The organism is Allobosea sp. P1_A7 (assembly GCF_056406775.1).
Genome location: NZ_JBFTZN010000568.1, coordinates 1 through 1339 on the forward strand (window position 1 = coordinate 1; position 1339 = coordinate 1339).

Below are 1339 nucleotides of genomic sequence, written 5' to 3' on the forward strand. Positions count from 1 at the left end.
CAGCAACCCGCCCGTCCYGATGCRCGGCCCGGCCAGGAYCGCCCCCAGGGCGGGGCYGGACAGGGGCGACCGCAGGCCGACGCAGGCCGRCCCGCGACGCGACCATCGGGCCCCGAGCGGCCCWCGGCMCGGCCTCCGRCGGCACAGGCGCGACCAGCGGCGCCGCAGGGCGCGAGACCKCGCCCGACACCAAGCCGGACCGCSTTTGACGGYATCGATKCCGGRCGCGGCGCGGCGGCCTATGGCAATCGCGGCGCAGCCAGCCGYGGGCAGATCAGCATGCCGGCGGGSCGCGGCGGYGGAGGCGGACAGATCGGCGGCGGAGGTCGCGGCGGCGGCGCTCACATCGGCGGCGGCGGCCGTGGCGGCGGTGGACATATCGGCGGCGGCGGTGGCCGCGGGGGCGGTGGTGGCGGTCGCGGTGGACGGCGCTGATTGGGGGACATGATCATGGCACATCACGCTCGGTTTTCAGTCCCGGTCTCGCTCGCTGTCCTGATGATGGCGGGCCCTGCCGCAGCCCAGCAGAGCTTCCCCTCACCCGATGCGGCGTCCGCTGCGCTGGTCGAGGCGGCGCGGGCGCGCGAGCCTGGCGTGCTCGATCGGATCTTCGGGCCGGGGGCCCGCGACGTGCTGAGCACGGGCGATGCCACGCTGGACCGCGAGCGACTCGACCGGTTCAACGAAGCTGCGGCGGAATCCGTCACGCTGACACCGCGCGGCGACGCCGCTCGGATCTTGACGCTAGGGAAGCGAAAATTCGAGTTCCCGATCCCGATCGTGCGGCGCGGCGAGGCCTGGATGTTCGATGTCGCGGCCGGTCGGGACGAGATCCTCAACCGCACCATCGGCGAGAACGAACTGCGCGCCATCGAGGCCTGCCAAGCCTATATCGGCGCCCAGCGCGAGTATTTCCGCACGGACCATGATGGCGACCAGGTGCGCGCATATGCCCAGAACCTGATCTCGACGCCCGGCACGCAGAACGGGCTGTACTGGCCGAGAACCGGGCAGGCCGATGTCAGCCCACTCGAGGGCGCCCTGAGCGAGGCCCYGCTGGATCGCGGAAACCGGACCTATGCCGGCTATCGCTTTCGCATCCTCAAGGCACAAGGACCCTGGGCACCTGGCGGCGCGCATTCCTATGTCGTCAACGGCAACATGATCGCTGGCTTCGGCCTCGTGGCCTGGCCGGCCGAATGGGGCAAGACCGGCGTCATGACCTTCATCTGCGGACATAACGGGGTCGTGCTGCAGAAAAATCTCGGCCCGAAGACCAGCGCGATGGCGGAACGCCTGCTGCGCTACGACCCCGACAGCAGCTGGGCCCCGGTCGAAT

General features: G+C 71.3%; 1 protein-coding gene. It reads left to right on the plus strand.

Annotation, left to right across the window (positions count from 1 at the left end):
• Window positions 1-450 precede the first annotated feature (450 nt).
• Window positions 451-1339 (plus strand): DUF2950 domain-containing protein (locus AC1D34_RS37645; RefSeq protein ID WP_476827037.1); only part of this gene is annotated, 889 nt, incomplete at its 3' end.